Here is a 23,365-nt window from a genome sequence, read left to right on the forward strand (position 1 = left end):
GAGTCGTATAAAGAAATCGTGTTTCTTTCAGTGAAATAAAAATCATCCTTTGAAGGCCTTCTACATGCGCGTTATCGAATCCCTACTGATTGACGGTCAATGGTCCTCCGGAACCCATCTCCACCAGGCTGATGTGTTCAATCCCGCCACGGGTGAACAGATTGCCAAGTTGAGCCTGGCGTCCACGGCCGATCTGGACCGCGCCTTGGCAGCGGCCCAGCGTGGTTTCCAGGTGTGGCGCAAAACATCCGCCTACGATCGCTCGAAAATCCTGCGCAAGGCGGCGGATCTGGTGCGTCAGCGCTCGGATGAAATTGCGGCCTTGATCACCCTGGAACAGGGCAAACCGTTGGCCGAAGCCAAACTGGAAGCGTTCGGCGCGGGGGACCATATCGACTGGTACGCCGAAGAAGGTCGGCGTGCCTATGGCCGGGTGATTCCGCCGCGCGTCCGGGGTGTGCGCCAGACGGTGCTGCGCGAGCCGGTGGGCCCGGTGGCCGCGTTCAGCCCGTGGAACTTCCCGGTCAGCCAGTTGGTACGCAAGATCGCCGGGGCTCTCGCGGCCGGGTGTTCGATCATTGCCAAGGGCCCGGAAGAAACCCCTTCGTCCTGCATCGAACTGTGCCGTGCCTTCCAGGACGCCGGCGTACCGGAAGGGGTGTTGAATCTGGTATTCGGCGTGCCTGCCGAAGTCTCGGATTACCTGATCCGCTCGGACGTCATCCGCAAGGTCTCCTTTACCGGCTCCGTGCCCGTGGGGCGGTCCCTCGGCGCCCTGGCCGGCCAGCACCTGAAGCGTTGCACGCTGGAGTTGGGTGGGCACGCGCCGTTCATTGTGTGTGATGACGTCGATGTAAATGCTGTGGCCGCTCTGGGTGCCGGCCTGAAGTTTCGCAATGGCGGGCAGATCTGTGCCTCGCCGACGCGCTTCTACGTGCAATCTTCGGTGTATGAGCAGTTTGTCGAAGCGTTCTGCAAGGCCGGTGCCGCCATCAAACTGGGTGACGGTCACGACGCGTCGACGCAATTGGGCCCGTTGGCTAACCCGCGTCGCGTCACTGCCGTGCAGGAATACGTCGATGACGCCCTGGCGTTGGGTGCGCACCTGGCATTGGGCGGCAAGGGGACCGGCGGACCGGGTTTCTTTTACCCCGCCACGGTGCTGACGGATGTGCCTGAAGGCGCACGGGTCATGTGCGAAGAACCCTTTGGCCCGATCGCCTCCGTCGTGCGTTTCGACACCGTCGAAGACGTGATCGAGAAAGCCAACAGCCTGCCGTTCGGTCTGGCCGCGTTTGCCTTTACCCGTTCGATCCAGCGCGCCACCTTGCTGGCGGACGAGTTGGAATCCGGGATGGTTTCCATCAACCACTTCGGCCTGGCCGCGCCCGAGACGCCTTTCGGCGGTGTGAAAGACAGCGGTTACGGCAGTGAAGGCGGCAGTGAAGGCCTGGACGCTTACTTCACCACCAAGTTCGTCAGCCAGATCGGCTGAGAACCCCACGACGCATCGAGAACAATAACAATGAAAACCGTTGACTACATTGTCGTTGGCGCGGGTTCCGCCGGCTGTGCGCTGAGCGCACGGCTGGCGAGTGCGGGCAAGCAGGTACTGCTGCTGGAGGCCGGGCCTGCCGACAACCATCCATATATCCACATTCCCGGTACCTTCATCAGGGTCCATGGCACTCGCCGTACCTGGATGTACCGCACGGAACCCGAACCCTTCGTCAACCAGCGCCAGGTGTACATCCCCCAGGGCCGAACGCTGGGCGGCGGCAGTTCGGTCAATGCGATGATCTACATTCGCGGCCAAGCTCAAGACTACGACCATTGGGAGGCTAGCGGCTGCCCGGGTTGGGGCTGGCAGGACGTGCTGCCGGTGTTTCGCCGTTGCGAATCCAACGCCCGGTTGGGGGGGGAACTGCACGGTCAGCAGGGCCCGCTCAACGTCAGCGACCCCCGTCACCATCACGCCTTGAGCCGTGCTTTCGTGCAGGCGGCCGTCGAGGCCGGGGTGCCGGCCACCGATGATTTCAACGGCACACGCCAGGAGGGCGCAGGGTTCTATCAGACCACTACGTCCCACGGTCGGCGCGCCAGTTCGGCGGTGAGCTACCTGCGGCCGCTGCGTAACGACCCGAACCTGAACGTGCTTACCGATACACACGTTACCGAGTTGCTGTTCGACGGTGCGCGCGTCATCGGCGTGCAAGCCAGCGGTCGCGACGGCGTGGCGCGCAGATTCACCGCGCGTGCCGAGGTGATCGTCAGCGCCGGCGCGATTGCTTCGCCCAAGCTGCTGATGCTGTCCGGCATCGGGCCACGGTGTCATCTGGACGAGATGGGCATTACCACCCGCGTCGATGCTTCGGGTGTCGGCGAGAATTTCCAGGACCATCTCAGTGCTTCGGTCTACGCCCAGACACGCAAACCGGTGAGCCTGTTGGGTCATGATCGCGGGCTGCACGCGTTGGGGCATGGCCTGAAGTACCTGGCCAATCGCAGTGGCCTGCTGAGCTCCAACGTGGTGGAAAGCGGTGCCTTTGTCGACGCCACCGGCTGCGGCCGCCCAGACGTGCAGTTCCATGTGGTGCCTGCGCTGGTCGGCGACATCGATCGCTTGCCGCCCAGCGGTCACGGGATCTCGATCAACCCTTGTGTCTTGCGCCCGCGTTCCCGTGGCCAGTTGCGCCTGAAAAGCGCCGACCCGATGCAAGAGATGTCGCTCAAAGCCAACTACCTGAGTGACGAATACGACCTGCGCACCCTGGTCGCCGGGGTGAAGTTCGCGCGGCGGATCCTGCGGGCCCCGGCACTGGCCAGTGTGGTTCACAACATGTTGCTGCTACCGGACCACGACGATGTGCCTGACCAGGTCCTGGAGGACTATGTACGCAGTGTGGCCAAGACGGTATTCCACCCGGCGGGCACCTGCCGCATGGGCACGGACGCCGCCGCCGTGGTCGGGCCGGACCTGCGGGTCCACGGCGTTCAAGGGCTGCGGGTGGCCGACGCGTCCATCATGCCAACCATCGTCAGTGGCAACACCAATGCGCCGAGCATCATGATCGGCGAGCGCTGTGCCGACTTCATCCTGGGGAGTGCCGCCTGAGTCACTGACCCTCGCCTTGACCGGCGCTTCTTCGCCTATACAACAATTACAAGAGTACAGCGATGAACCTCATATCCCGGAACACCTTCGACAGCGCGCAGGACTGCGCGCTCTACAATCGGATCGCCTGGCGCATCCTGCCGTTTCTGTTCGTGTTGTACGTGGTCGCCTTCCTGGACCGGGTCAATGTCGGTTTCGCCAAGTTGCAGATGGCCGCCGACATTGGCCTCAGCGACATGGCCTTCGGCTTTGGCGCCGGTGTGTTCTTTATCGGCTACTGCCTGTGCGAGATCCCTAGCAACATGGTGTTGCAGCGCGTGGGTGCGCGGTTCTGGATCACCCGCATCATGATCACCTGGGGGTTGTTGTCGATCGCCATGCTGTTCGTCAAAACCCCGAACGCCTTCTATGTGCTGCGCTTCCTGCTGGGCATGGCGGAAGCCGGGTTTTATCCCGGTGTCGTGCTGTACATGACCTACTGGTTTCCGTCCTATGCCCGTTCCCAAGGCATGGCCTGGTTCAACCTGGGCATCGCCATGGCGGGGGTATTGGGCAGCCCGTTGTCCGGCTGGATCATGCAGACCTTCGCCGGTTACGGCGGTATGGCGGGCTGGCAGTGGTTGTTCCTGCTCGAAGGCTTGCCCGCCGTATTGCTGGGCATCGTTGTGTACTTCTACCTGGATGACCGGCCTGGCAACGTGCACTGGTTGACCCCGGAGCAGAATGCCCGGGTGGTGCAGCAACTCGCCACGCAGCGTCAGCAGCATGAGGCCGCGGGCGCCAGTCACAACTTTCGTGGGGCATTTGTGAACAAGGCGCTGTGGTGCCTGATCTACGTGAACTTCGCGTTACTGTGCGGCACCTATGGCGTGTCGTTCTGGTTGCCGCAGATTGTTCAGGGGCTGGGCATCAAGAGTCTGTTCCATACCGGGTTGATCGCGGCCATTCCCTTCGCCGTGGCTTCGGTGGTAATGGTGCTGGTCAGCCGCCATTCCGACAGAACCCGTGAACGGCGTTGGCACGGCACGCTGTGCAACCTGGCTTCCGCGCTGGGGCTGGCGTTCGCGGCGTATTTCCACGAGCACCCGGTGCTGTCTCTGGCGGGGCTGAGCCTGGCGATGTCCGGTGGCCTGGCAGGTTTTTGTGTGCTCTGGGCGCTGCCGGGCGTGTTGTTGACGGGCACCGCAGCGGCAGCGGGTATCGCGCTGATCGCAACGGTGGGCAACCTGGGGGGGTATGCCAGTCCTTTCATGATGGGCTGGGTCAAACAGAGCAGCGGGCACTTGGAATATGGCCTGTATGTACTGGCGGCCATGACGTTGCTCGGCGCGTTCGTGATGTTTCGCGTCAAACTACCCTCGGCGCGTGCCGCCTCGGCGGTGGGCGAAGCGTCCGTCATTTGATGTCGCAGACCAACACAAGTGTTTCTTCAAGCGATACAATCGGGGCTTTCCCAGCTATCGCTTGAGGTGACCTCTTGGTACAGGATGACGAAAAGCCCAGCACCGGCCCCGTACTGCTGGAATCAGTGGAAATGGTGTTCCGCCTGCTTGATGAGCTGACGGCCGCGCGCCGTCCGCTGGGGGTGACCGAACTCGCTCATCAACTGCAGACCGCCAAGCCGAGGACCTACCGGCACCTGGCGTCGATGCGCCAGCTCGGTATTCTCGAGCAAGACCCTGTCAGCGAAAAATACCTGCTCGGTGCTCGCCTGGTGGCCTATGGCGAGGCCGCTGGCGAGCAGTTCGATTTGCGCGCCATCGCTGACCCTTACCTCACCCGTATCCGCGATGCCACCGGGCAGACCGCGTTGTTGGCGGTCGCGACCCATGACACGGCGTTGGTAGTGTCGTGCGTCGAATCCAAGGCCAATGTGTGCATTTCGGTGAAGCCGGGTAACCGCGTGCTGCCGTACTGTTCTGCCCAGGGGCGAACGGTGCTGGCGTTTGCGGACGCGGCCAGCCAGCAGCGGGTGCTGCGGCGCAAGATGCCGCGCCTGACTGAGCGTACGTTGCATGATCCCGATGAATTGGTGCAGCGCCTGGCGTTGATCCGTCAGCGCCTGTACGACGACGCCGACGGTGAAGTGACCCTGGGTATCAATGCGCTGTGCTGCCCGATCTTCCGCGAGAACGACCTGATTGTCGGGACCATCGGCATTGTTGGCCCAAGCGCGGCGATCCCATCGCCGCCACCGGCCGCCATGCTGCGCGAGTTGCAGTCGGCCGCCGCAGAAATCAGCGAACGACTGCACGCGGGTACCTACCGCCGCCTGTAGTTCTGGCTCTCCGGCCACGTCCCGCAGCGGGGCGTGGCCGGGTAATGCCTGACTCAGAAGACGTTGATCGGATACTCGGTGATCAGCCTCACCTCGTTGAAGTTCAAGCCTCGGTCCGGGCTGCGAAAGCTGGCCTGACGAACCCGGAATGACAGGTTCTTGGCCGACCCGGATTGCACCACGTACTTGGCTTCGATATCACGCTCCCACGCGTGACCGTCGTCGGTTTTGGCGGTGTGGAAGTCGGTACCCTTCAGATAGCGCGTCATAAAGCTCAACCCCGGCACACCCAGAGCGGCAAAATCGAAGTCGTAGCGCGCCTGCCAGGAACGCTCGTTTTCGTAGTTAAAGTCCGAGTACTGCACGGAGTTGGCCAGGAAAACGGTGCTGTTGCCGTCCACGCCGTAGCTGTAGTTGCCATGGCCAGTGACGCGCTGGTGGGCAATCAAGAACGTGTGCGGGCCGGCTGCCAGCGAGGCCGAGAGGCTCCAGATGCGGTTGTCCAACACACCGCCGCGCTGCTGACCCTGGCTCTTGGTGTCATAGCCGTTGAAGTCGAATTTGGTGCTGTAGCCTTCGCCCAAGGGCAGGCTGGCGGTGGCGCCCACGTAGTGCTTGCGCCAATAGTCTTCGACATCCGAATGGTAGGCCCGGGCATTGAGGTTGCGGTTGATCTGGTAGCTGCCGCCAAACAGGTCGAGGGAACTGAGGTGGCTGCTGTCGTGCTCGCTCTGGTCGCGACTGCGCATGGCGGTGAAGTGGCCGGCGTGCAGCGTCAGGTCGGTGATTTCCTTGCTGGTGACAAGCCAGCCCTGAGTGGTCTCCGGCAGCAGTCGGTTGTCGCTGGTGGCTAGCACCGGCAGGCTCATCAGTTGCTCGCCATATTTCAATACGGTATTGGATATCTTGGCTTTTACCGCCACGCCGCCCTTTGAGTATTGAGATTTGGCGCCGTCACTGTCCTCTTCGAGCAGCAGCGTCCCGCCGCCCTTACGGCCGTTACCGGTATCCAGCTTGATGCCGAGCAGGCCAATGGCGTCCACACCGAACCCGATGGTACCCGTGGTGAAGCCTGATTCGAAAATCCCGATAAAGCCTTGTGCCCATTCCTCAGAATAATTCTGGGAAGTACGGTCATCGAGAAAGTTGCGGTTCATATAGAAATTGCGGGCTTTTATGGAGAAGTGTGAGTCCTCGATAAAGCCACTGTTATCGGCCAGCGCGCTCAGGGGCAGGGCGCAGGTCAGCGCAACATGAAACACATATTTGTTGTTCATTTTTATACCCCAGGTGCAGGCGCACACGCGTCGGCCAAAGAAGGCGGCCGCACGGTGCTCTTTCAGTTAGATAGTGGCGTTGCTGTTTTTATTGGAGCGCCGGGCGTCTCGTGTTGACCCAGTCGTTGTGTTGCTCATAGGCGTACGCCAGTTTGAGCAGGCCCAAGTCGTCACGGGGGCGCCCGATCAATTGCATGCCCATGGGCAGTCCTTGAGCGCTGAAACCCACCGGAACGCTGATGATCGGGCTGCCCGATAACGTCCATGGAAAGCAGGTTTCCATCCACCGATGGTAGGTATCCATCGAGCGCCCGTTGATTTGTGTGGGCCAGTGTTCGTTGACGTCAAACGGGAACACCTGGGCGGTGGGGGCCGCCAGATAATCATAGTGTTCAAACAGCGTGACGAGGGACTTGTACCAGGCACTCCGCGTTTTGCTGGCGTTGAAGAAATCCGCGGCGGAGAGCTTCAGCGAGCCTTCGATTTCCCAGATAGCCTCGGGCTTGAGCAGCGCGCGTTTGGCCGGATCCTCGTAGTATTTCAGCAGGCCATTGCCAATGCCGAAGTGGCGGTGTACCAGCCAGGTGTCCCACAGGCGTTCGGGCGCAAACGGCGACTTGAGCGGTTCGATGAGCATGCCTTGGTCGGCCAGGTTGCCCAGGGCTTTTTCACAGAGCGCCAGGATGCCGGGCTCCATGGCCAGGTAACCGTCCCAATCCTCCAGCCAGCCAATTTTCTTGCCCGTTTGTCGAGACTGAAGGACGTGTTCAACGTTTTGCGGGGTCAGTGCGGCCAACTCGGCAGAGGTTTCCAGCGACAGCGCATCGGACAGGTCCAGGCCCGACTGGGTGGCCAGCAGCAACGCCAAGTCCGGTACTGTGCGCGCCATCGGACCGCTGTAGCCAAGCTGAGAGATAAACACTTCATCTGCCGGGCTGCGGGGTACCCGGCCCTGGCTCGGGCGCATGCCGTACACGTTGCAGAATGCCGCCGGGTTGCGCAGGGAACCGCCGAAGTCACTGCCATCGGCCACCGGCAGCATACGCAACGCCAGCGCCGTGGCGGCGCCACCGCTGCTGCCGCCGCTGGTTTTCTGCGGGTTGTAGGGGTTGCGGGTAGGTCCGTACACAGGGTTGTACGTTTGGGAGCCGAGGCCGAATTCGGGGGTATTGGTTTTGCCGATCATCAACGCACCGGCAGCCCGCGCTCGGGCGACGTGAATCGAATCTACCTTGGGTTGATTTTTTTGCAGCAACGGCGAGCCAAAGGTGGTGACGATATCCTTGGTCAACGCCAGGTCCTTGGGTGCTTGCGGGATACCATGCAGCCAACCCAGGGATTCGCCCGCCTTGAGTTTGACGTCGTAGGTCGATGCCTCTTTAAGCAGGGTGTTGGAGTCGCGCAGGGCGACGAGGGCGTTATAGGTTGGATTGAGCTGCTCGATGCGCGCCAAATAGGCCGCCATCACCTCACGGCAAGACACCTGCCGCCTATGAATGGCCAGGCTCAATTGGGTCGCACTCCAGTCGACAATCTCTCCCGTCGCTTTCGCGGGTGTTTGGGGGCTGCCCACGGCGGGTTGAACGGCCGCAGACCAGGCAACGCCGGGCAGCGAACCGGCGATAACCCCGCCGACAAGTCCTTTTAAAACCTGGCGGCGGCCTGCATCGGTACCGCCCGTGCCTTGCGGGGTGTTTGAGTCGTTTTCGGTAATGGACATCAGTATTCCTGTCAGTGGCAGTTTAAAGGCTTATGGAGTTTTTCTTGTTGTGGTTGCCGGGTTTCACCAGCAAAAGGCCTAAACGTGTAACGCAAGAAAAAGCTGTCATCTCATTGGTTGGGCAGTGTCCTCGGGTCGGTTCAGATGAGGTGCATGGTGGCTCTCTGTGCTTGGAGGCCGGCGACGTGACGCAAATGGATAGGTGTTGGCAGTGAGCGAAAGTGCATGACTATCTGTTTCTCTGTGGGAAACATCATTTCTTTGTGTGTTTCGATGTTAGTAAGGCTTCGCTCAGCGTGTCAAGCACCGAATACAGGTTTCTAAGTCAGGCTTTTCAAGGGCGCGCGCCGGCCCACGGGCTTGGCCCGTGAGCGGTTTGGGGCAGGGCCTGCGAGGCAGGCCGCGGGGGTTAACTAGCGGCGGCTCACCGAGCGCGACACCAGTAGCAACAGCGTGGCAAACAACACCATGATGGTGGCTGCCGACAGCAGCACCGGGCTCAGTGCTTCGCGGGCGGTGGTGAACATTTCGCGGGGCAGGGTGCGTTGATCGGGGCCGGCTAGAAACAGCGTCACCACCACTTCATCCAGTGAGGTGGCGAACGCAAACAAACCACCCGACACCAGTCCTGGCGAGACCAATGGCAGGGTGACTTTGCGTAACGTCATCCAGGGCGTCGCGCCCATGCTTGCGGCAGCCCATAACAAGCGTTGATTTAGACCCCCCAGCGCCGAGCCGACGTTCACCACCACAAAGGGCACTGCCAGCGTGGTGTGCGCCAGGATCAGGCCAAGGTAGGTACGGGTGAGGCCGGCGTTGGAAAATACGAAGTACATACCCACGCCGACGATGACCGCCGGCACGATCATGGGTGCGATCAGCAGCACCTCAATCACGCGCTTGCCCGGCATCGCCGGATGGCGCAGCCCCAGCGCTGCCAGTCCGCCTAGCACCACCGCCAGCACCGTACTGGCGAGGGCAATGGCAAAACTGTTGAACAGTGCGCCCAACCATTGCCTGGAAGAGAAGAAGTCCTCGTACCAATGCAGGGTGAAATGCCCCAGCGGCAATGACATGTAGCGGTTGTCGCTGAACGACAGGGGCAGCACGATCAGGATCGGCAGTAGCAGAAATGCCAGGACCAGCCAGCCGCCTAAGGACAGCCCCAGGTTGCCGAGCCAGGCAACCGGCCCGCTGTTTGGGTTACGAACCATCACTTCGCTCCTGTGGTGCGGCGCGCCAGATGCGCTTGGATAAGATAGAGCAGGGTGGTCGCCACCAGCAGCACCAGCCCCAGCGCCGAAGCAAGGCCCCAGTTCAACGTGCCGGTGGTGAACTGTGCGATGTAGAAACTGATCATCTGGTCAGCAGGCCCGCCCAGGAGTGCCGGGGTGATGTAAAAGCCCAGCGTCACAATGAACACCATCAGCGCGCCTGCCGCCACGCCCGGCAACACTTGCGGCATGTACACCTGAAAGAACACCCGCAGCGGCCGAGCGCCCATGGAGTAGGCCGCTTGCACCAGCAAGCGATTGCAACTGGACATGGCCGCGAGCAAGGGGAACACCATAAACGGTAGCATCACATGGACCAGCGCCAGGATAACGCCGAAGCGGTTGTACAACAGGTGCAGGGGGCTGTTGATCAAGCCCAGTTTCAACAATGCAGCGTTGACGATGCCATTATCTTGCAGCAGTACCATCCATGCGGTGGTACGCACCAGGATCGAGGTCCAGAACGGCAGCAGGATCAGCAGTAGCAAGGCATTGCGCATCCGGGGTGTGCGGCGGTCGAGATACGCGCACAGCGGGAACGCCAGTAGCACACAGACCAGGGTGGTGATGGCGGCGATGCCGAATGTCCGCCCTAGGATAGAGCGGTATAGCCCGGCTTCATCCTTGCTGACCAGACCTTGCTGGTAGTCGTGCTTCATGTCCACGGCGGACAACAGGTGATAGGTCCCGACGGGGCCAGAGGCACGTTTGAAGGTTTGCCAGGTGGCGTTATCCAGCCAACGTGGGTCCAGCTGTCGCATCTCTTCGGTGCTGCCCTTGAGTTTGCCTGCCTCACGCTTGGCGGCCATGAGCAGGGCGCGTAGTGCTGGCGCCTCGTAAGCCAGGCGTCGTGCGGCGGACGCCAGGTCACGCGGTGCGACGGTTTTCAGGTCTGCGATCAGCGGCTTGAACAGACGCTCGTCGGGGGCCGAGTGGCCGTCCCATTGCGCCACCGCGATGGCGGTGGCCGGCATTGCCTGGGGCAGTTCGTTGTCGGCGACCGCGCGCCAGAGCAAGGTGCCGATCGGGCCTACGAACGTCAGCAGCAAAAACACCACCAAAGGCACCAGCAGACCATAGGCGCGCCAGAGCGCGCCTCGATCCTTGCGGGCAACCACGGGCACTGAGTCATTCAAAACAATTGTGCTCATGTCGTGTACTCGATCTGCGTCACTGGGCCGACCAGGCGGTCCATTTGGCGTTTAACTCGTCGATACGATCGACCCAGAACTTGTCATTGAGCACCAGCACGTTGGCGCTGTTCTGCGGTGCACTGGGGGAATCGGCCAGGGCGGCAGGATCCGTCTCGGCAATGCCCTTGACCGAAGTGATGCCGGTCGGTTGCAGGCTTGGCCATAGCTTCTGATTTTCCGCCTTGCCCATCACGTTGAGCAGGCCGTAGGCCTTGTCGACGTTGGGCGAGTTAGCCAGGATCACCCAGCTGTCCATGGTTTGCAGTGACTGGTTCCACACCAGGCCGAACGGCTTGTGGTCCTGGTGGATGGCATTGGTCACCCGGCCGTTGTACGAGGTGGTCATGCTCACTTCGCCTGACGCCAGCAATTGCATCGGTTGGCCGCCGGCTTTCCAGAACAGCAGTTGGCTTTTAATGGTGTTGAGTTTCTTGAAGGCGCGCTCGACGCCGCCTGGGGTATTGAGGGTCTTGTAGACATCGGCCGGCGCAACGCCGTCGGCCATCAGCGCGATCTCCAGGTTACCCTTGGGGCCTTGGCGCAGCGCGCGTTTACCGGGAAAGGTCTGGGTGTCGAAGAAGTCGGTCCAGTCTTTTGGGGCACGGCTGACTTTGCTGGTGTCGTAGCCCAGCACGAAGTTATAGACCGCACTGCCGACGCCGCACTCGCTGACGGCGCTGGGAATATAGTTGTCCTTGCCGCCGATGCGCTGGAAGTCCATCGAAACAAACAGCCCTTCGCTGCACCCCAGTTGCAGGTCTTCAGCTTCGACCTGTACGACGTCCCAACCGCTGTCCGCACCTTCCGCGCGGGTGCGCAACAATCCGATACCGCCGTCCCAGCTGTCATCGATCACCTTGTTCCCGCTGGCTTGGCTGTAAGGGGTGAAGAAGATCTTGCGCTGAACATCCTGGTAAGCGCCGCCCCAGGAAGCGACTGTCAGGTCGCGGGCTTGGGCGGTGCCGTGCAGCAGGGCAAGCCCGCACAGGATGAAGGTAAAGCTACGAATGGAGCATGGATTGAACATGATGTGACTCCCAGCCATTTGGTGTGGTTATTGTCGGCAGCAGTACGGCAACAGATCGATACAGTCATTATTCTTTTGGGTGGTTCAGCGCAGGATCATTGCCTGCATGCCTGGCAAGGCCAGCGCGAGCATTTCACCCGGTATCGGCGGCGTTCGCCCCAGGCTGCCCGGGTTGTAGGTCATAGACAGCTCAGTGCCGTTGGCCATGTGCAAGCGCAATTTGCAGTGGGCACCGTGAAAAATGCTGTCGATCACGCAGGCCTGGACCGCCACTTCGCCGGGTGCGGCGAGGCGCAGGTTTTCGGGACGAATCGCCAGCGCGGCTGCGCTGCCCGCCGCCAGTTTCGGGTCGGCGCAGGACGCTTCATGGACCGAGCCATCTTCGCTGAGGCGGATCTGCGCCTGGCCACCCGAGGTACTCAGCACAACGCCTTCCAGCACATTGGTTTCGCCAAGGAAGTTGGCGACGAAGCGGGTTGAAGGGCGGTTATAGATGGCTTGCGGGGAATCGATCTGCGCAATCTTGCCTTCATTGAATACGGCGACACGGTCGGACATGGTCATCGCTTCGTCCTGGTCATGGGTGACGTAGACGAAGGTGATGCCCAGCTGTTTATGGATGGCCTTCAACTCCAGTTGCATGTGCTCACGCAGTGCCTTGTCCAGTGCCCCCAGTGGCTCGTCCATCAACAGCATGCGCGGGCGATACACCAACGCACGGGCCAGTGCCACACGTTGCTGCTGGCCACCGGACAGTTGGCCGGGATTGCGCTCTTCGAAACCCTCGAGGCGTGCCAGCGCAAGAGCTTCCTTGACGCGCTCCTTTGCCTCGGCCGAGGGCACCTTGCGCAGGTTGAGCGGGAAGGCGACGTTCTGTGCCACGCTCATGTGCGGGAACAGCGCGTAGCTCTGGAACACCACGCCCATGTCACGCTTGTAGGCGGGCAATTTGCTGATGTCGTTGCCCTCCATGAGGATGCGCCCCCGGTCCGGCGCGTCGAAACCGGCAAGCATCATCAAGGTCGTGGTCTTGCCTGAGCCGCTGGGGCCGAGCAGGGACAGGAACTCGCCTTGGCGGATGTTCAGGTCCAGGTTGTCGACCACCCAGCTGCGTTCGTCATAAGTCTTGTGGACACCTTCAAAGCGAACCAGCACCGGGCTCTGCGGGTGGGGTGAGGAAGTATCGGGTACAGGCATAGGGACCCTGGGTAGCGAGCGAATAGGCTGTGCGGTCATGGGCGGATACTCGCAAGGACTTCATCCAGTGCCTCACCCACAGCGTTGAGAATAGTCTGGATCTGATCGGCATCGACAATCAGCGGCGGCGCCATGACCAGGGTGTCGCCCAAGGCGCGTAACAGAATGGACCGGCGCTGCAGCGCGTTACTCACCTGAGTCGCCACTTTCAGCTCGGCCGGGAAAGGCTCGCGTGTGTGTTTGTCAGCGACGAACTCCAGCGCCGCCATCAAGCCGATACCCCGCGCTTCACCTACCAGAGGATGGTCGGAGAAGGCTTTTACGCCCGCCTGGAAGGCCTTGGACACTTCGACCACATGCTCGACGATATTCAATTCGTCGTACATGCGCAGGGTTTCCAAGGCCACCGCCGCTGCGACGGGATGTCCATCGTAGGTGTAGCCATGACCGAGGCCGCCGAGTGCATTGCTCTGGTCGGCGATCACTTGATATATCCGGTCGCTGAGCAGCAGGGCCGAGATCGGTTGGAACGCGGCCGAGAGCCCTTTGGCGCAGGTCAGCATATCCGGCTGGATGCCCATCGCCTGGCAACCCCAGTAGTAACCGGTACGACCAAAGCCGCAGATTACCTCGTCGGCCACCATCAAAATGTCGTATTTGCGCAGCACCGCCTGCACCTTGGTGAAGTAGCCCGCCGGCGGCAGGATCACGCCGCCGGTGCCCATCACCGGCTCGGCAAAGAAGGCCCCGATGGTGTCCGGTCCGGCGTCAAGGATGGTTTGTTCCAGTTCTTCTGCCAGGCGTGTCGTAAACGCTTCTTCGGTTTCCCCAGGCAGCCCTTGGCGATACAGGTGCGGGCAGCGTACATGGATCACATCTGCCAGCGGGTCGCCCCAACCTTTATGCATGTTCGGCAGGCCGGTGAGGCTGGCGGCGGCCAGGGTGGTGCCATGGTAGCTGCGCTGCCGGGCGATGAGGCGGTGCTTGCCGGGCTTGCCGAGGGCGATGTGGTAATAGCGCACCAGCTTGATGGCCGTGTCGATGGCTTCGGAGCCCGAACTCTGGAACACCACTTTGTCGAGCCCGGCAGGCGCGTGAGCGATCAGTTCAGCGGCCAGATCAGCAGCCGGGCCGTGGCTGCGGTGAGCGAACGTTTGTTGATAAGGCAGCTTGAGCATCTGCGCGTAAGCCGCTTCGGCCAGGCGCGGCTGGCTGAAACCCAGCGTCGCGCACCAGAGCCCCGACATGCCCTCAATGTAACGCTGACCCTGGTCATCAAACACGTAGATGCCTTCCCCACGCTCGATCAGCAACGGCCCCACTTGTTCATGCAGCCGTAGGTTGGTCTGCGGATGGAGATGGTGGGCGATATCTCGCTTGGCCATCGCCGAATCACGGGCGGTCATGACGTCATCCTCTTTGTTTTTGCGTATGCGTATGCGGTACGTGGTTTTATTTTTACGATGATTGAAGGCGCTCGTCAAATATTTTGTGTTTCGCTGTGGGTAATGTTGTTTCTGTTAGCGAACAATGGTTGATCGTTCTCCGACTGTGCGAGGAAGACCTATAGTTAAATCAGAGGGTTGTAGGATGAGAGCGGATTATGTGGAGTCGACGGCGCTCGCTGGGTGAATCACCAGAAGGGATCTTGTGAGCATTCATTGTGAAGCGGTATCGTTTCGCCTGTGCGAACAAGGTATTTTATTTGCAGCATAAAGCTTGCCAGGCCGACTAGCCCCACGGGCGAACGTTAAAAAAAGGGACCAACGATGAGTGATAAAATAGGTAAGGGTGGGGTCAGGTCCGTACAACTGGCGCTCGATGTATTGGAGCGTGTCGCCGGGGCCAGCGAGGAGGTGGGCGTCAGCGACTTGGCGATGCAACTGGGCACCACCAAGGGCTCTGTGTTCAGGCACCTGAAAACCCTGGTGGAGCGTGGCTACCTGAGCCAGAACCCGCAGACATCCAAATATCGCCTAGGTATCCAGGCCTACGTCCTTGGGAAAATCGCCGCCGACGGTATCGACCTGCTAAGCGCGTCGGCTGACGCGATCCGCGACCTGCGCGAGGAGTTGGGACTGTCGGTGGTCTTGTCGGTTTTGCAGGGGCGTCGCCTGATGGTGGTCGAGACCCAGTTGGGCAAGTCTACCCTCGAAATCGGCGTGCGCACCGGCACTGAATTGCAGCTGCATTGCAACGCCCAGGGCAAGGTGGTGCTGGCTTTCGCCAAGCAGTTGGGGCGGGAGCAACTGCCCCTCGAACTGCCGGCCATCACGCCCTATACCGTGGTTGACCACGCCCAACTGGCAGGCCAGATCAGTGAGGTGCGTACCCGAGGTTGGGCCACTGCGATCGAGGAAGAAACCTTGGGTATTTCTGCGATTGCCGCACCAATACTGGGCATCAATGCGGAGTTTATCGGCACTGTAGCGCTGGTGGCGACCGTGCAGAATATTTCCCGAGAAGTGAATCCTGAGCAGGTAAGGGCATTAAAAAAAGCAGCGTTGCGCGCGTCTTGGAACCTTGGGTTCAAAGGCGACTTTTGACGGGTGTAGTCATTACTGGCTAGCCGCATCCAATCGAGATGCTTCACATATACGACGTCACGAACGAGCCGGCGTAGGGTTACTTTGGAAGGGTATAGGCCGATCTTCTACTGCTTCCTACTATGGGGTCATGTTCAATGCCCCTTTTGGGGTAACAGGGTTGGTATCGTATTCCGCTTTCGACATGTCCCCTTGGAGACATAGGCAGCGTGCGCGGTGCATTTGAAGATGACGATAGAGGCATTTGCCTTGAGCCCGATTTGGAGGATCACCGCGTGGACAGATCGACAATAAAAGCGCCGACTGCGGCCGTTAACCCGTCAGGGGTCAGTTATCAAAGTGTGGAAAGTGGTTACTTTGAGCAACGTCGCCTGCAGCGTCATGCAGGTTTCTTCACCCTGCTGATTCTCGGCGTCGGTGCGGTGGTGGCGGGGCAGTATTCCGGTTGGAATCTGGGTTTGGCGCAGGGCTTCGGCGGCATGTTTCTGGCCTTGCTGATCATTGCCGTGATGTACCTTTTCCTGTGCTCATCCATCGGCGAAATGGCCGCTGCGCTGCCGCATACCGGCGGCGCCTATTCATTTGCACGCACCACAATGGGCCCGTGGGGTGGGTTCAGCACAGGCCTTGCCGAGAACATCGAGTTTATCCTGGCGCCCGCAGGGAATATGTTTTTCATGGGGGCCTACCTGACCGCGATTTTCGGCACCGGCCCCGAATGGCAACCGGTGTGGTGGGTGGTCGGCTATGCCTGCATGCTGCTGCTTTCGAACCGGGGGCTGGGGGTGTCGATGCGCGCCGTTGTGCTCATCACCCTCGCGGCAGTATCGGTGTTGGTGGTGTTCTTTATTGCGGCTTACCCGCATATGGACTTCAGTGGGAATGCCCTGAACCTTGCGGCGGACGCCAGCGGTAAGGTGGTCGAGGTGCAGGGCGGTAACGGGCCTTGGCTGCCGTTCGGAATGACCGGCGTCATGCTGGCATTGCCATTCGCTGTCTACATGTTCCTGGCCATCGAGCAATTGCCGCTGACTGCCGAGGAATCGCACAACCCGACTCGACATTTACCGCAGGCGTTAGTCTGGGGCACCCTGATTCTTGCGGTGCTGGCATTGGGCGTGCTGTTTTTCAGCGCCTCGATCGGCGGTGGCAGCTTCTTCATGAGCACCTCATCGGAGCCCCTGCTCGATGGCTTCCGCGAGATTTTTGGGCACACCGCCAGCAAGCTGTTGTCGGCCGTTGCCGTGCTGGGCCTGGCGGCGTCATTCCTGGCCGGCAGCTTTGCCGCAGGGCGCAATATCTATTCGCTGTCGCGTGCCGGTTACTTGCCCACCGGGCTCTCGGTAACGCACCCAATCCGCAATACGCCGAATATTGCGCTGGCCACGGGCGCTCTGGCGGCTCTGGGTATCCTGATGCTCTGCTGGTTTACGTTCGGCAAGGACAACAACCCATTGATGGGCGGAATCCTGGTGAGCATGATTGTGTTCGCCGGCATGATTTCCTACATCCTGCAAAGCATCGCGTTCATTCGCCTGAAGCGCTCCTTCGCGGATCTGCATCGGCCATATCGCAGCCCGTACGGGATATTCGGAGCGGTCGCGGTGATTATTATTGCGACGGCTACCCTGATTTATCAGTTTCTCGATCCGCTCTACAAATGGGCGGCCCTCGCGGCTGCCGGCTGGTACCTGATCGGGATGGCCTATTTTGCTTTCTATCGTCGTCATCGCCTGGTGCTGTCACCGGAAGAAGCATTCGCCGTGAGTGGCGGTCGTGAAGGAAACCCACACAATGACTAGTGTCGAATTGTCCAAAGGTAAGGGCCGTCTGGCCGGCAAAGTGGCCATTATCACCGGTGGTGCGGGGGGTTGCGGCGCTGCCGCAAGCCGCTTGTTCGCTGTGGAAGGGGCCAAGGTGATAATCATCGATTTGAACGGCGAGGCAGCCGCCGACCTGGCCTCGGAGATTAATGCCGAAGGCGGCCAAGCCCTGGGGTTGGGCGCCGACGTCTCGCAAGGCGTTCAGGCTCGCGAAGCGGTCGCCCGAGGGCTGGCGGAATTCGGCCCAGCGGATGTGCTTTTCAACCACGCGGGCACCTTGATCGTAAAACCTTTTCTGGACGTACAGGAGCATGAGTGGGACTGGCTCATGGCCGTGAACGTCAAGAGCATGTACCTGGTCACTCAGGCGGTGCTGCCACAAATGCTTGCCAAGGGCGCGGGCAGCATTGTGTGCACCTCGTCGATTTCTGCGCAATACGCCACCCCTGGCGAGGTGGTGTATAACGCCAGCAAGGGCGCATGCCAGATGTTCGCACGTGCCATTGCCGTCGAGTTTCGTGACCGTGGTATCCGCTGTAACGCGGTGGCCCCTGGGTTTATCCGCACCCCTCACGGCGAGCGAGAAATGCGCGAGTTGCAGCGGATGGGCGTGGACGCCAGCGAGGCGGCGATCAGCCTGCAGCAAGGGCGGCTGTGCGAGCCCGAAGAGGTCGCGCGTGCCGCGTTGTTTTTAGCCAGCGATGACGCTTCATTCGTCAGTGGCACGCAGCTGTTTGTGGACAACGGTTTCTCTGCTGTTTAAGGCAGGCGTGGCAAGAAATATGCTTGTTCTTTATCGCTGGTTCACCCTCGCGCTCACTTGGCGGAGCGCATTGGATAAAGACAAGGGGATAGCATGGCAACTTCAGTTCCGGATGGCGGATATGGCATGGATGCCGCGCCCGTCCTTGACGCATGGCACTCGGCGACGCCCGGTTTGGTCGCACTGCTGCAGTGTGAGGGGTTTGCCCGACAACTGGATGAGGCGCTGTGGGCCATGGTCAATTTCGACCAAAGCTGCGTGCTGTTCTACCCAGCGGACGGTGCGCCGGTGTTACTGCACGACAATCTGCAAGGCATTTGCGAACCGGGTGCGATGCACAGCTATCTCAACGGCACGTATTTGCTGGACCCGGTCTACACCGCCTGCGCCCACGGCCGGGCGACGGGGCTTTATCGCATGAGCGAGTTGGCCCCTGATGCTTTTTTCGAGGGCGATTACTTCAACTCCCCCGATGTTCATCCGTGTATTTCCATGCAGTCGGGCACATTGGCCGAAGAAATCGTGTTCATCTCTGTATTGCCAGGCATCGGTCACCTGGCCTATTCGCTGATGCGAATGAACGCTTCCGTGCCTTTTTCGCCTGCGCAGTTCAAAGGTTTACAACAGTGTCGGGCGATGGTCGATGTGTTGTTGCAGCGCCACTATCAAGGTGTTTGCGCGCATATCGACGACAGTGCCTCCGCGTTGAAAGAGCACTTGAACAATGCGTTTTCGCGATTCGCCGACGACCAGCTCACCCCCCGCGAACAATTGATTGTCAGCATGATCCTGCGTGGGCATTCGAGCCTTTCGATTTCACTGCACCTGGGGATCGCGGAAGGCACGGTCAAAAATCACCGTAAGCACCTGTATTTCAAGCTTGGCATTTCCAGCCAATCCGAGTTGTTTCATTTGTTTGTGAATTTTGTCCTGAGTCAAACCGCGAATGTCCCGTTTGCCAACGCTGGTAAGGTGTTGGAGTTGCATGAGGCTGCTGCCGTTTAGGCGGCTTTTTCCAGGAATTGCCCCGAATGGATCGATCAATATCACGGGTTTAGCGTGTAACTTTCATGACCTCAACCAACGAGGCTCAATATCCCGTCGGCAAATTTTTCCGGCGTCTCTTGGGGTAGGTTTTGACCAACGCCTTCCAAGACATCTCGGCGATACGGCCCGGTAAAATGACGCGCGAATGGGTCGTCCTCGGCAGGTGGATCGACCGCATCAGCACCATCTCCAGAACCAGTGAAGGCACAGTGATCTTTGGTGGCGCGGCAAGCCGGGATTCTATGTCTCGATAAGCTGAGTCACCTTCAACCAATCCGAAACGATGACGGTACAAGTGTGTGACCGCTTCAACAAAGTCGTCGTTCTCAAACGCTGCGGCAGTCGCCTCAAACGCCTCTTGTGCGAACCCCTACGTGGGGGACCACATGGGCCATGGCATATGGCAGAATTCGTTTCTGTTCGCGGTCAATCCAGCGCGACCACTGCTACCGTGAAGATAGTACTGATACCAAAGGAGATGCTCAGCTTCGGGTGAGACAGGCGCGTGCTCTTCAGCGATATTCTGAATACTGTAGCCGCCACAGCTAACCGAACCGAAATCACGAGTCACGCCTTCGTGTCTCACGCTCAAAGCGCAGGCGCTGATTTCAATATGTTGGCGGGGTTTAGTCGCTAGCGCTCCTCCGTTAGGTTAAGGGATATGGTCATTCTAGCGAGCCGGGGGAGCAGTGCTGTCACGTATCGTTAGCTTAAAAGGCAGTATCACCGTCTGCTGGACGGTCGATTTTTTCTCGATCACGTCGATCAGCATATTTACGGCCAGGCGCCCAAATGTTTCTGAAGGTTGTGCGATGGTAGTTAGCGGTGGGTCGCAGTACTGCGCCAGTGGAATATCATCGAACCCCACCAATGAAATGTCGTTGGGTACACGTAGGCCCGCTTCCTTGATGCGCTTGAGCGCTCCAATGGCCATCTCATCGCTCTCACAAAACAGCGCTGTAGGGCGGTCCGGCACCGTCAGCAGGGTGGCGGCGCCGTCGTAGCCGGCACGCAAGCTGAAGTCTCCGTGGCAAATAATCGCCGGGTCGCAGGGGATGCCTGCCTGATCCAGGGCGGCCAGGTAACCCGCGACTCGATCCTGGGTCAGGGGGCTGGTTTGAGGGCCCTTGATCAGGCCGATCCGCCGATGGCCCAGACTGATCAGGTGTTCGGTCATTGCCTTGGCGGCTGCGTGGTTGTCGAGGCTGATGGTGGGGTGGCGTCCACCCTTGATCACTTCGCAGGCATTGACCATAGGCGGGGTCTCAAGGCTGTCGGCGGGGAAGGGGTCGAAGGCGCGCAACTGGATCACGCCATCGGCCTGGTGGGCATAGACCAGTTCGGCAAATTCACACTCGATGTCTTCGCGGCCCTGGGTGTCGCACAGCAGCAGCCGGTAACCGGCGGCCTGGGCGGCTTGTTGGGCGCCGCTGATCACACGGGCAAAAAAGGTATTGGCAATTTTCGGCACCAGGATCACCAGGTTGGCGGTGCGCCGTGAGCGAAACTGCACCGCCATCAGGTTGGGCCGATAACCGGCCTGCTCGACGGCGGCGTTGACCTTGTCCCGAGTGGCCTGGCGCACGCAATCGGGTGACTTCAAGGTGCGCGATACGGTAGCTACCGAGACACCGGCGAGCCGGGCAACTTCACGAATATTGGACAAAACCACCTCATCTTCAAACAGTGCGTCGGGCGAGCTTACAGCAGGTCTGCCTGCGCTGAAATCCTTGCGGAGGACGATCAAGTATTTGACAGGCTGCGTAACAGCGCATAGATTTCTGTTCAAATGTAACCGGTTACATTTTGGCTTCAAACAGCCATTCAACCGGCCCGAACAGAGAAGAGCAGTGATGAACACAGTGATACCTAAAATAAGAATGGGCTTTGTCGGTGGAGGGGAGGGCTCGTTTATCGCCCAGGCTCATCGTCAGGCTGCGGGCCTTGATGGGCGCTTTGAGCTGGTCTGCGGTGCGTTCAGTCGCGACGCGCAGAACAACCTGCGCACGGGCAGCCACCTGGGCCTGGCGCAATCACGCTGCTACAGCACGTGGCAATCGATGCTGGAGGCCGAGCGCGCGCTGCCGGCTGAGCAGCGCATGGAACTGCTGGTGATCGTCACCCCCAATCATCTTCACGCACCGGTGGCCAGCGAAGCATTGGCCGCCGGTTTCCATGTGTTCAGCGAGAAGCCCGCAGCCTTGAACCTGGCTGAACTGCAGGCCCTGAAAACCCGCTTGCACAGCAGTGCCGGGCTCTATGGCCTGGCCCACACTTACCTCGGTTACCCCATGGTCTGGCAAGCGCGGGAAATGGTGCGCAGTGGCGTGATCGGTGCGGTGCGTAAGGTGCTGGTGGAGTATCCCCAGGGCTGGCTCAGCCAGGATGTGGCCGGGCAGGGCAACAAGCAGGCTGAGTGGCGGGGGCAGCCGGCGTTGTCCGGGTTGGGCGGCTGCATTGGCGATATCGGCACCCATGCCTTTTCCCTGGCGGAGTTCGTGGCCGATCAAGCCGTCACCCACCTGTGCGCCAGCCTGGGCGTGCACATCGAAGGCCGTCAGCTGGATGACGACGCCGCCATGCTCTTGAAGATGGAGCAGGGCGCCAGTGGCGTGTTGATCGCCAGCCAGGTCTGCGCAGGGGAAGAGAACCCGTTGAGCATTCGGGTCTACGGCGACAAGGGCGGCCTCGAGTGGCGCCAGGAACAACCCGCCAGCCTGATTCACCGTTCGTTGGATCAACCGATGTCTGTACTGCGCTCCGGCATCGGGCAGCCGTGGTTGTGCGAGGCGGCGACCCAGCGCATGCGCTTGCCCGCCGGCCATCCCGAGGGCTACCTGGAAGCCATGGCCAATCTGTATGGCGACTTTGCCCTGGCCATTCGCGGCAAGGTTGAAGGCCATACCGCGCCGGGTGTGCCCGGTATCGAGGTGGGCCTGCGTGGGATGGCATTTATCGAGGCCGCCATCGTCAGTCACAACAGTAACGACAAGTGGACACCTGTGGAGTGCGGCCTATGACCCAACAGACAACTGAAGGCCTGCGTGGCCCAGGGATATTCCTGGCACAGTTCATCTCGGATGAAGCGCCGTTCGACACGCTGGCCAATATTGCCCAATGGGCAGCGTCCCAGGGCTACACAGCCATTCAATTGCCGACCTTGGGCACGCGCTACATCGACCTTGAACGCGCAGCCGAAAGCCAGAGCTATTGCGATGAACTGAAGGCCGTGTGCGCCAGCGCCGGGGTCGAAATCAGCGAACTGTCCACCCACCTGCAAGGTCAGTTGGTGGCGGTGCACCCGGCGTTCGATGCGCTGTTCGATGACTTTGCGCCCGCTCATTTGCGGGGCCAGCCCCAGGCACGCACCGAGTGGGCGATCGAGCAATTGAAGCTGGCGGCGCGGGCGAGCCAGCGTCTGGGGCTGACCGCCCACGCGACGTTTTCCGGGGCCTTGCTGTGGCCCTACATGTACCCCTGGCCACAACGCCCGGCCGGTTTGGTGGAGCAAGGTTTTGCCGAACTGGCCAAGCGCTGGCTGCCGATCCTCGACTGTTTTGATCAGGCCGGTGTCGACCTGTGCTACGAAATCCACCCCGGGGAAGACCTGCACGACGGCGCTTCATTCGAGCGTTTCCTCGACGCCGTCGATCACCACCCCCGTGCGGCCATCCTCTATGACCCCAGCCACCTGCTGCTGCAGCAAATGGATTACCTGGGCTTTATCGACCGTTATCACTCACGCATCCGCATGTTCCACGTCAAGGACGCGGAGTTTCGTCCCGATGCGCGTTCCGGTGTCTATGGCGGTTACCAGGGGTGGGTAGAGCGGCCCGGACGCTTCCGTTCGCTGGGTGACGGCCAGATCGATTTCAAGTCGATCTTCAGCAAGCTGACCCAATACGGCTTCAGCGGCTGGGCCGTGCTGGAGTGGGAGTGCTGCCTGAAAGACTCCGCCCAAGGCGCTGCCGAAGGCGCGGGGTTCATCCGCGATCACATGATTACTCGAAGCCAAAAAGCCTTTGACGATTTCGTCAGTGTGGCCAGCGATGCGGCTTCCAACAGGCGCTTGTTGGGCTTGCCTGACGCCTGAGTTTCACCAGTT

At 60.4% G+C, this 23,365-nt stretch carries 18 protein-coding genes; 10 read left to right on the top strand and 8 right to left on the bottom strand.

The genetic code is table 11. The features are described 5' to 3' along the window. Positions 1–64 precede the first annotated feature (64 nt). From FIV39_RS24875 to FIV39_RS24890, 4 genes are all read left to right on the top strand, one after another. Positions 65–1,495 carry an NAD-dependent succinate-semialdehyde dehydrogenase gene (locus FIV39_RS24875; protein ID WP_090409880.1) on the top strand — a complete coding sequence of 477 codons (1,431 nt, stop codon included), beginning with the start codon at positions 65–67 and terminating at the stop codon, positions 1,493–1,495. A 30-nt stretch (positions 1,496–1,525) separates the two neighbouring features. Continuing rightward, positions 1,526–3,115, top strand: a complete 1,590-nt coding sequence (locus FIV39_RS24880) for a GMC family oxidoreductase (protein ID WP_090402262.1) — start codon at positions 1,526–1,528, stop codon at positions 3,113–3,115. Positions 3,116–3,177: 62 nt separating this feature from the next. Beyond that, positions 3,178–4,518 carry an MFS transporter gene (locus FIV39_RS24885; RefSeq protein WP_090402264.1) on the top strand — a complete coding sequence of 447 codons (1,341 nt, stop codon included), beginning with the start codon at positions 3,178–3,180 and terminating at the stop codon, positions 4,516–4,518. A gap of 74 nt (positions 4,519–4,592) precedes the next feature. After that, a complete protein-coding gene (locus tag FIV39_RS24890; protein ID WP_090402266.1) occupies positions 4,593–5,393 on the top strand; it encodes an IclR family transcriptional regulator in 801 nt (266 codons plus the stop codon). Positions 5,394–5,446: 53 nt separating this feature from the next. Here FIV39_RS24890 and FIV39_RS24895 read toward each other — a convergent pair whose 3' ends face one another. The 7 genes from FIV39_RS24895 to FIV39_RS24925 form a co-directional block, all read right to left on the bottom strand. After that, entirely contained in the window at positions 5,447–6,670 is a 1,224-nt protein-coding gene (locus FIV39_RS24895) for an OprD family porin (protein ID WP_090402268.1), read from the bottom strand. Between the two features lie 88 nt (positions 6,671–6,758). Continuing rightward, complete coding sequence (locus FIV39_RS24900; protein ID WP_090402270.1) at positions 6,759–8,390, bottom strand: amidase; 1,632 nt, start codon at positions 8,388–8,390, stop codon at positions 6,759–6,761. A gap of 413 nt (positions 8,391–8,803) precedes the next feature. Then, a complete protein-coding gene (locus FIV39_RS24905; protein ID WP_090402272.1) occupies positions 8,804–9,604 on the bottom strand; it encodes an ABC transporter permease in 801 nt (266 codons plus the stop codon). Beyond that, positions 9,604–10,815, bottom strand: a complete 1,212-nt coding sequence (locus FIV39_RS24910) for an ABC transporter permease (RefSeq protein ID WP_090402274.1) — start codon at positions 10,813–10,815, stop codon at positions 9,604–9,606. Before FIV39_RS24910 ends, FIV39_RS24905 begins: the two co-directional genes overlap by 1 nt. Positions 10,816–10,834: 19 nt before the next feature. Next, a complete protein-coding gene (locus tag FIV39_RS24915; RefSeq protein ID WP_090402276.1) occupies positions 10,835–11,884 on the bottom strand; it encodes an ABC transporter substrate-binding protein in 1,050 nt (349 codons plus the stop codon). Positions 11,885–11,968: 84 nt separating this feature from the next. After that, positions 11,969–13,081: an ABC transporter ATP-binding protein gene (locus tag FIV39_RS24920; RefSeq protein ID WP_244176269.1), complete on the bottom strand. Its 1,113-nt coding sequence runs from the start codon at positions 13,079–13,081 to the stop codon at positions 11,969–11,971. A 35-nt stretch (positions 13,082–13,116) separates the two neighbouring features. Beyond that, on the bottom strand, positions 13,117–14,487 hold the full coding sequence (locus FIV39_RS24925) for an aminotransferase (protein ID WP_146371634.1): 1,371 nt from the start codon (positions 14,485–14,487) through the stop codon (positions 13,117–13,119). A 363-nt stretch (positions 14,488–14,850) separates the two neighbouring features. Here FIV39_RS24925 and FIV39_RS24930 point away from each other — a divergent pair, with 363 nt between their 5' ends. The 4 genes from FIV39_RS24930 (at position 14,851) to FIV39_RS24945 (ending at position 19,218) form a co-directional block, all read left to right on the top strand. Further along, the gene (locus tag FIV39_RS24930; RefSeq protein WP_090402281.1) at positions 14,851–15,627 is read left to right on the top strand and encodes an IclR family transcriptional regulator; all 777 of its coding nucleotides are present in this window, start codon (positions 14,851–14,853) and stop codon (positions 15,625–15,627) included. Positions 15,628–15,902: 275 nt separating this feature from the next. Then, positions 15,903–17,429, top strand: coding sequence for an amino acid permease (locus tag FIV39_RS24935; RefSeq protein WP_090409882.1), 1,527 nt, complete (start codon positions 15,903–15,905; stop codon positions 17,427–17,429). After that, positions 17,422–18,213 carry an SDR family NAD(P)-dependent oxidoreductase gene (locus FIV39_RS24940; RefSeq protein WP_090402283.1) on the top strand — a complete coding sequence of 264 codons (792 nt, stop codon included), beginning with the start codon at positions 17,422–17,424 and terminating at the stop codon, positions 18,211–18,213. Before FIV39_RS24935 ends, FIV39_RS24940 begins: the two co-directional genes overlap by 8 nt. Positions 18,214–18,306: 93 nt before the next feature. Continuing rightward, entirely contained in the window at positions 18,307–19,218 is a 912-nt protein-coding gene (locus FIV39_RS24945; RefSeq protein ID WP_090402285.1) for a helix-turn-helix domain-containing protein, read from the top strand. A 712-nt stretch (positions 19,219–19,930) separates the two neighbouring features. Here the strand turns inward: FIV39_RS24945 and FIV39_RS24955 are convergent. Then, positions 19,931–20,926 carry a LacI family DNA-binding transcriptional regulator gene (locus tag FIV39_RS24955; protein ID WP_090402288.1) on the bottom strand — a complete coding sequence of 332 codons (996 nt, stop codon included), beginning with the start codon at positions 20,924–20,926 and terminating at the stop codon, positions 19,931–19,933. A gap of 187 nt (positions 20,927–21,113) precedes the next feature. Here FIV39_RS24955 and FIV39_RS24960 point away from each other — a divergent pair, with 187 nt between their 5' ends. Both FIV39_RS24960 and FIV39_RS24965 read left to right on the top strand, forming a co-directional pair. Continuing rightward, positions 21,114–22,280: a Gfo/Idh/MocA family protein gene (locus FIV39_RS24960; RefSeq protein ID WP_090402290.1), complete on the top strand. Its 1,167-nt coding sequence runs from the start codon at positions 21,114–21,116 to the stop codon at positions 22,278–22,280. Further along, complete coding sequence (locus FIV39_RS24965) at positions 22,277–23,353, top strand: sugar phosphate isomerase/epimerase family protein (RefSeq protein WP_090402292.1); 1,077 nt, start codon at positions 22,277–22,279, stop codon at positions 23,351–23,353. The genes FIV39_RS24960 and FIV39_RS24965 overlap by 4 nt, the downstream gene beginning before the upstream one ends. Positions 23,354–23,365: the final 12 nt, after the last annotated feature.

It is taken from the genome of Pseudomonas grimontii (assembly GCF_007858185.1).
Classification (GTDB): Bacteria; Pseudomonadota; Gammaproteobacteria; order Pseudomonadales; family Pseudomonadaceae; genus Aquipseudomonas; species Aquipseudomonas grimontii.